The organism is uncultured Nevskia sp., from assembly GCF_903885465.1.
Classification (GTDB): Bacteria; Pseudomonadota; Gammaproteobacteria; order Nevskiales; family Nevskiaceae; genus Nevskia.
In genome coordinates, this window is sequence record NZ_CAISIQ010000472.1 from 1 (window position 1) to 8,086 (window position 8,086).

Here is an 8,086-nt window from a genome sequence, read left to right on the forward strand (position 1 = left end):
ATGGACGCCGCGATCGCCGACAAGAAGCTGCCGCTCGACGAGAAGAATCTCGAGTCGGTGTCGAATGCCTGGATCAATGCCCGCGAGAATGACAAGGCCGAAGCGACCCTGAAGCAGCTGGCCTCGATGGCCGAACGCGGCGAGTACTACTTCCGGCTGGGCGCCATGTACGGCGATCAGGAACGCTGGAAGGACTCTCGCGACATGCTCGAAAAAGCCCTGCAGAAGGGTGGCCTGAAGAAGCCGGGCGAAGCCTGGTTCCGGATCGCCGTGGCCAGCTACGGTGCCAACGACGTCAAGGGTGCGATCGCCGCGCTGCAGAAGTCCTTGGCTTTCGAGGACACCAAGGCGCAGGCCAGCGAGTGGCTGCGGTCCTTGTCGACGCAACCCGTGCCGGCGGTGCCGTCGGCGACCAGTTCGTCGGCACCTTCGGCACCGGCCAGCACCGCCGGTTGAGGCTTGAATTGATGGCGCTCAGCTAGCTGCCGCATTCGCCAGTCACGGTGTCCGTGACCGGCGAATGCCAGCCGCAATACCCGTTTCGATCACCAGGACGCGCCCTCCGGCGCGTCGCAGGGCCCGGCTGAGTCCGAGCCGCCACTGACAGACCGTCGAACCCACAGGAGCCGCTGCGATGCCCTTGAAGACTCAGCCGAAACTCGCGCTGCTGGCGCTTGCGATCTGCACCGCCCTGGCCGCGTCCGCGCCGGCCAACGCCCTGGAACTGGAGTCGGCGACGATCGCCGATCTGCAGACGGCGATGGCCAGCGGCAAGCTCAGCGCCGAGAAGCTCACCGAGCTCTATCTCGCCCGCATCGAGGCCTACGACAAGAAAGGCCCGACCCTGAACACGGTCATCACCCTCAACCCCAAGGCGCTGGAACTGGCGCGCACGCTCGATGCCGAGCGCAAGGCCGGCAAGCTGCGCGGCCCGCTGCACGGCATTCCGATCGTGCTGAAGGACAACTTCGACACAGCCGATCTGCCCACCACCGGCGGCAGCCAGCTGCTCAAGGGTTCCTTGCCGCCGGACGATGCCTTCGTGGTCAAGAAGCTGCGTGATGCCGGCGCCATCGTGCTGGCCAAGGTCAATCTGTCGGAATGGGCGGGCGGTGGCGGCAGCGTCAGCGGCGCCACCGATCCTGCCGTGCTCAAGGCCGGTGCAGTGCCCAACGGCAGCAGCTCGATGGGCGGCCAGACCCGCAACCCGCATGACCTCACGCGCGGTCCCTCCGGCTCCAGCGGCGGCACTGGCGCATCGATTGCGGCGACCTTCGCCCAGTTCGGTCTCGGCACCGATACCGGCGGCTCGGTGCGCGGCCCGTCGTCCGCGAACGGCATCGTCGGCCTCAAACCGACGCTCGGCCTGATGAGCCGCGACGGCATCATTCCGCTGGCGCTGAGCTTCGATACCGGCGGCCCGATGGCGCGCAGCGTCTACGACGTGGCATTGGCGCTCGGCGTGATGGCCGGCGTCGATCCGGCCGATGCGGCTACCGCGAAAAGCGCGGGTCATGCCGAGAAGGATTATCTGAAGTATCTGAAACGCGGCTCGCTGCAGGGCGCGCGTATCGGCATCGCCCGTGACTTCATGGGCAAGGATGCCGGCACCGATCAGGTGATGGAGCGCGCCATCGCCATGCTCAAGCTGCAGGGCGCGACCGTCATCGACATCAAGTACCCGGACTACCTGCTGGCCGCCAAGCAGCCGCTGCTGATCCTGATGATGTCGTCGGAGTTCAAGTCTCAGATCGCCGATTACCTGAAGACCACCGGGCCTTCGTACCCGAAGACCTTCGATCAGCTGGTCGCCCTATCGAACGATCCGAAGACCGGCTATCGCGCGCCGGAAAAGGCTTACGCCCTGAAGTACACGGCGACGGTGGCGCTGCCACTCGATGATCCGCGCTATCTCGCCGCCAAGAGCCAGGCGCTGCCTGCGATCAAGGCCGGTATCGATGCGCTGTTCGCCACCGACAAGCTCGACGCGATCGTCTATCCGACTTCGCCACGGCCGGCGACTCTGATCGTGCCGGACAAACCGCCGATGCCGAGCGGCGGCACCGACAGCGCCACCAGCTTCGCCAACGAGACCGGCTATCCGGATCTGATCGTGCCGGCCGGTGTCACGCCGGGCGGCCTGCCGGTGACCATCTCGTTCTTCGGCCCGGCCTGGAGCGAGCCGAAGCTGCTCGGCTACGGCTACGACTTCGAACAGGCGACCAAGGCGCGCGTGCTGCCGAAGACCACGCCGCCGCTGCCCACCGACAGCCTGGCCATGTGGCACTGAGGCCGGCGATGAATTTCATGATCCGCAACAAGCCTCATTCGATCCTTGCCGCTTGCGCGCTGATGGTTGCCGCCAGCCTGCCGGCCCAAGCCCAGACAAAGACGCTGGATCTCGCCACCGCCAGCATTGCCGAGCTGGAAGCGGCGATGGCGGCCGGCACCTTGACCTCCGAAAAGCTGGTCACGCTCTACTTGGCGCGCATCGAAGCCTATGACGCCAAGGGCCCGGCGCTGAACAGCATCATCACCCTGAACAAGCGCGCCCTTGAAGAAGCACGCGCGCTGGACAAGGAGCGCAAGGCCAAGGGTCCTCGCTCACCGCTGCACGGCATCGTGGTGCTGGCCAAGGATGTCTACGACACCAAGGACATGCCGACCTCCGGCGGCTTCAAGCCGATGGCGACCTCGCAGCCCGCGCGTGATTCCTTCGTCATCGATCGCCTGCGCAAGGCTGGCGTGGTGATCCTCGCCAAGCTCAACCAGTCCGACTGGTACGGCGTCGCCGCACCGGGCGGCAGCTCGCTGAAAGGCCCGGTCATCAGCCCGTACAACCCGAAGAAGTCCACCGGTGGTTCCAGTTCCGGCACCGGCTCGGCCGTCGCCGCCTGGTTCGGCACCGTCGGCCTCGGCAGCGATACCACTGGCTCGATCGTCATCCCCAGCACCTTGGCCAATCTGGTCGGCATCTCGGCCAGCCATGGTCTGGTCAGCCGCACCGGCATGATGTGGAGCAGCCCGTCGCAGGAAAACGGCGGGCCGATGTGCCGCAGCGTGGCCGACTGCGCCGCCGTGCTCGATGTCATCGCCGGTTATGACGCGGCCGATCTCGCCACGCAGTCCAGCATCGGCAAATTGCCCGAGCAGCCGTACACCAGCTTCGTGTCGAAGACCGGCCTCAAGGGCGCGCGGATCGGCGTGCTGCGCGAGATGGTGCGCAGCGGGCCGATGCACACGGAAGGCACGGCACTGTTCGAGAAAGCGATCGAAGACTTCAAGGCCGCCGGTGCCCTGATCGTCGATCCGGTCGACACCGGGCTGGGTCTCGCCGAAAGCCAGATGCTGGCCGATGCGCCGCGCTACGAAGTTGCCACCGCGATCAACGCCTATCTCGCCGGCTTGCCGCCGACGGCGCCGATCCGCAACGTCGGCGAGATGATCGCCAAGGGCGGGGCGCTGGTGAAGCCGCGCATCGTCGAGTCCTACCAGTACGGTGCGATCGACCATAGCCCGGAGCTAAGTGCTGCGATGAAGCACCAGGCAGTGATGCGCGAGGCGCTGACCGGGCTGATCGACAAGTACCAGCTCGATGGTCTGATCCTGCCGTACCGCACCGCGCTCGATGACGACTTCAAGGCCACGCCGAATCCGCCAGCCGCATCTGGCGCGCGCAGCGAGAACCGCAACGCCATCGCCTCGTACACCGGCCTGCCGACGATCGTCGTGCCCGGTGGTTTCTTCGCGTCGGACGGCATGCCGTTCGCCGTGCAGTTCCTCGGCAAGCCCTTCACCGAGCCGACCCTGATCAAGCTCGCCAGCGGCTACGAAGCCGCCACGCATCACCGCAAGGCACCTGCGCTGACTCCGGCTCTGGCCGGCGAAACGCTCGCGCCCTGAATCCTCTGAATCCCCGAATCCACTGTCGCCTTTCCAGGAAACGTTTCCCATGACGCAGCTCCGCAAGTCCGTCATCGCCTTCGCCATCGCGCTCGGCACGCTGTCATCCGCCGAGGCCGCGACGATCAATCTCGCCACCGCGACCATCGCCGACCTCCAGGCCGCCTACAAGACCGGCAAGCTCAGCGCCGAACAGGTCACCAAGGCCTATCTGGCGCGCATCGCCGCGTACGACAAGCAGGGCCCGGTGATCAACTCGGTGATCACCCTGAATCCGAAGGCGCTCGAAGTGGCCAAGGCGCTCGATGCCGAGCGCAAGGCTGGCAAGGTTCGCGGCCCGCTGCACGGTGTGCCGATCGTCCTCAAGGACAACTTCGATACCTTCGATCTGCCGACCACGGCTGGCTCGCAACTGCTCAAGGGCTCGATCCCGCCGGACGATGCCAACGTGGTCAAGAAGCTGCGCGAGGCCGGCGCGATCATCGTTGCCAAGGTCAATCTGTCCGAATGGGCCGGCAGCGGCGGCAGCGTCAGCGGCGCCACCGATCCGGAAGTGCTGAAACTCGGCGCAGTGCCGAACGGCAGCAGCTCGATGGGCGGCCAGACGCTCAACCCGCATGACCTGAAGCGTGGACCGTCCGGCTCCAGCGGCGGCACCGGTGCGGCGATAGCGGCCGTGTTCGCGCAGTTCGGCCTCGGCAGCGATACCGGCGGTTCGGTACGTGGCCCATCGACCGCCAATGGCATCGTCGGCCTGAAGCCGACCCATGGCCTGATGAGCCGCGATGGCATCGTGCCGCTGGCCTTGAGCTTCGACACCGGCGGCCCGATGGCGCGCAGCGTCTACGACATCGCCGTGTCGCTGGGCGTGATGACCGGCGTCGATGCAGCCGACTCGGCCACCGCCAAGAGCGTCGGCCACTTCGAGAGCGACTACACCAAGTTCCTGAAGACGGGCTCGCTGAAAGGCGCGCGCATCGGCTTCGCCAAGGACTTCACCGGCAAGGATGACGGCGTCGATGCGGTGATGACCGCCGCGGTCGCCAAGCTCAAGGCGCTGGGTGCGACGGTGGTCGAAGTCCAGTATCCGGGCTATCTGATCGCCGCCAAGCAGCCGATCTACAACCAGCTGGTGTCGACCGAGTTCAAGGCGCAGGTCACCCAGTACCTGAAGACCACCAAGCCAGGCTTCCCGAAGAGCTTCGATGAAGTGGTGGCGCTGTCGAACGATCCGAAAACCAAGTACAGCGCGCCGGGCAAGGCCTACTCGCTGAAGTACACGGCGTCGATCGCGCAGACGCTCGACGATCCTGCGTATCTGGCGGTGAAGAACGAGCAGCTCGCCGCGGTGAAGTCCGGCATCGATGCGATCTTCACCAAGTACAAGGTCGACGCGATCGTCTATCCGACCTCGCCGAAGCCGGCGACCCTGATCGTGCCGGACAAACCGCCGCAGCCCAGCGCCGGCACCGACAGCGCCACCAGCTTCGCCAACGAGACCGGCTACCCGGATCTGATCGTGCCGGCCGGCATGACGCCGGGCGGACTGCCGGTGGCGATCTCGTTCTTCGGCCCGGCCTGGAGCGAACCGAAGCTGCTCGGCTATGGCTATGACTTCGAGCAGGCCACCCATGCGCTGGTCGAACCGAAGTACACGCCGGCGATGCCGGGCGACGTTCTCAACTACTGATTCCGGAGCCTGTCATGAAAGCCATTTCTGTGAACCGCGCGCTGTTGTGCGGCATCGCGCTTGCCTTCGGCCTGTCCGGCGTCGCGCAAGCCAAGACCTTCGATCTGCAGAACGCCGGCATCGAAGACATCCAGGCCGCCGTCGATGCTGGCGCGCTGAGCTATGAAAAGCTCACGCGCCTGTACCTGGCGCGGATCGCCGCCTACGACAAGAAAGGGCCATCGCTGAACACGGTGATCACCCTGAACAAGAAGGCGCTCGACACCGCGCGAGCGCTCGACGTCGAGTTCAAGAAGAAGGGCCGGCGTTCGCCGCTGCATGGCATTCCGGTGCTTGCCAAGGACAATTACGACACCGCCGACATGCCGACCAGCGGCGGCGATTTCCTGCTCGCCAAGTCGGTGCCGTATCAGGACGCGCCGTCGATCAAGCAGCTGCGCGATGCCGGCGCGATCATCCTCGCCAAGGTCAACATGGACGAGTTCGCGCACGGCGGCATCGGCTACAGCTCGCGCCTCGGCCAGACCCGCAATCCGCATGATCCGCGTCGACATCCGGCCGGTTCCAGCGGCGGCACCGGTGCCGGTCTCGCGGCCTGGTTTGCGCCGCTCGGCCTCGGTTCCGACACCGGCGGTTCGATCCGCGGGCCGTCGTCGGCCAACGGCATCGTCGGCATCAAGCCGACCAATGGCCTGATCTCGCGCACCGGCATCATGCCCTGCGTGCTGACCTTCGATACCGGTGGCCCGATGGCCCGCACGGTCTATGACGCAGCGCTGGCGCTGGGCTTCATGACCGGCACCGACGCCAAGGATCCGCTGTCGATGACCAGCGCCGGCCACGAGTTCAAGGACTACACCCAGTTCCTGAAGACCGGCGCGCTGCAAGGTGTGCGAGTCGGCGTGATCCGCGATCTCGCCGGCACCGATCCGGAAGTTGATCGGGTGTTCAACGAAAGCCTCGATGAGCTGGTCAAGCTCGGCGCGGTGCTGGTCGATGACGTGCACTACCCGGCGATCGTCATGCAGAACCGCTCGGTGGCGATGGAGCCGATCCGTTCCGAGGTCAAGGACAACTACGCCGCCTATCTCGGCACTCTGCGGCCGGGCTTCCCGAAGACCGTCACCGAGCTGGCCGAGCAGGGCATCAAGCTGACCGCGGCAAAGGGCGAGTTCCAGCCGCATCCGAGTGTCTTCACGCGCTTCAAGGCGCTCGGCGAGCGGCCGGCGCTGACCTCGATCAGCTACACCTCGGCGAAGCAGTACGCGATGCCGGCGGTGCGTGGCGCGGTGCTCGGGCTGATGGAAGAAAAGAACGTCGACGTGCTGGTCTATCCGACGCGTTCGCGGCAGCCGGAACTCATTGATCCGCTGACGCCGTACATCGTCGATCGTCCGCCGACGCCGTCGCTGACCAGCATCGCCAATGTCACCCAGTTTCCGGACGTGATCGTTCCGGCCGGCATCACCCGCGACAAGATGCCGGTGACCATCTCGTTCTTCGGCCCGGCCTGGAGCGAACCGAAGCTGCTGGCCTACGCCTACAGCTACGAGCAGGCGACTCATCACCGCGTGGCGCCGTCCACCACGCCGCCGCTGCCGGGCGAGCGTTTCGAGTACTGATTTTTTTGGACCCCGGTACCGGTGCTGCGGCGTGGAATTGGCCCCCGCCGCAGCGCCGGTGCCGGATACATCAGTGTCTCCCTGCGTGAAATGTGTGGCTTTGCCCGGGATCTGGCCAAGGATGGGCTGGGTCTCGGGCTTTTCTATTGCTTCGCCGCTGTGCTTGCCGAGAGCTATCCATGAACCGCTTGCGCCACTGCTGCATTACCGCCTTGCTGTTGCTGCCTGCCATCGTCCAGGCCGAGACCCATACCTTCGTCCCCGAGCAGTTCTACACGACCTTCTCCGGCGCTCATCCGGTGGCTTTGAAGATCAGGCCCGGCGACCGCGTGATCACCAAGACCATCGACGCCAGCGGCATGGACTGGAACGGCACCATGGTGTCCGGGCGCAGCAATCCGGAAACCGGCCCGTTCTTCATCGAAGGCGCCGAAGCGGGCGACATGATCAAGGTGCGTTTCGAGAAGATCGAGACCAATCGCAAGACCGCGTTCAGCGGCTCGCTGCTGGCGCCGTACACGGTTGATCCGGCCGCGATCGCCGAGCGCGTTGATCGTGAAGCCAAGCGCGTCACCTGGATCATCGACAAATCACGCAACCGCGCCCGGCTCGAGGATGAATCGATCCAGCCGGGCAACATCGAACTGGGTCTGAGCCCGATGCTCGGCTGCGTCGGCGTCGCACCCGAGCGCAAGCAGGCGATCTCCACCAGCACGCCCGGCAACTACGGCGGCAACATGGACTATGCCGGCGTGATCGCCGGTGCGACGGTGATGCTGCCGGTGTTCGAGCCGGGCGCGATGCTGTTCATCGGCGACGGCCATGCTCGACAAGGGCAGGGCGAGCTGGTCGGCAGCGGCCTGGAAACCTC

Annotated in this window: 6 protein-coding genes; all 6 read left to right on the forward strand. The window is 65.8% G+C overall.

Features of this window, described 5'->3' with window-relative positions; genetic code table 11:
* Positions 1 to 456: hypothetical protein (locus QZY06_RS18360; RefSeq protein WP_295686782.1), on the forward strand; the 456-nt coding region annotated here is incomplete at its 5' end.
* A 178-nt stretch (positions 457 to 634) separates the two neighbouring features.
* Positions 635 to 2,290, forward strand: a complete 1,656-nt coding sequence (locus QZY06_RS18365) for an amidase family protein (protein WP_295686784.1) — start codon at positions 635 to 637, stop codon at positions 2,288 to 2,290.
* Positions 2,291 to 2,298: 8 nt separating this feature from the next.
* Positions 2,299 to 3,903 carry an amidase family protein gene (locus QZY06_RS18370; protein WP_295686786.1) on the forward strand — a complete coding sequence of 535 codons (1,605 nt, stop codon included), beginning with the start codon at positions 2,299 to 2,301 and terminating at the stop codon, positions 3,901 to 3,903.
* A gap of 49 nt (positions 3,904 to 3,952) precedes the next feature.
* A complete protein-coding gene (locus QZY06_RS18375; protein ID WP_295686788.1) occupies positions 3,953 to 5,593 on the forward strand; it encodes an amidase family protein in 1,641 nt (546 codons plus the stop codon).
* A 14-nt stretch (positions 5,594 to 5,607) separates the two neighbouring features.
* Entirely contained in the window at positions 5,608 to 7,215 is a 1,608-nt protein-coding gene (locus QZY06_RS18380; protein WP_295686790.1) for an amidase, read from the forward strand.
* A 179-nt stretch (positions 7,216 to 7,394) separates the two neighbouring features.
* On the forward strand, positions 7,395 to 8,086 hold a 692-nt coding region (locus QZY06_RS18385), incomplete at its 3' end, for an acetamidase/formamidase family protein (protein WP_295686792.1).

Excerpts from the sequence above, each read along its gene's own strand:
- QZY06_RS18375 (WP_295686788.1), top strand. The coding sequence starts at position 3,953 with ATGACGCAGCTCCGCAAGTCCGTCATCGCCTTCGCCATCGCGCTCGGC.
- QZY06_RS18370 (WP_295686786.1), top strand. The coding sequence starts at position 2,299 with ATGAATTTCATGATCCGCAACAAGCCTCATTCGATCCTTGCCGCTTGC.
- QZY06_RS18380 (WP_295686790.1), top strand. The coding sequence starts at position 5,608 with ATGAAAGCCATTTCTGTGAACCGCGCGCTGTTGTGCGGCATCGCGCTT.
- QZY06_RS18365 (WP_295686784.1), top strand. The coding sequence starts at position 635 with ATGCCCTTGAAGACTCAGCCGAAACTCGCGCTGCTGGCGCTTGCGATC.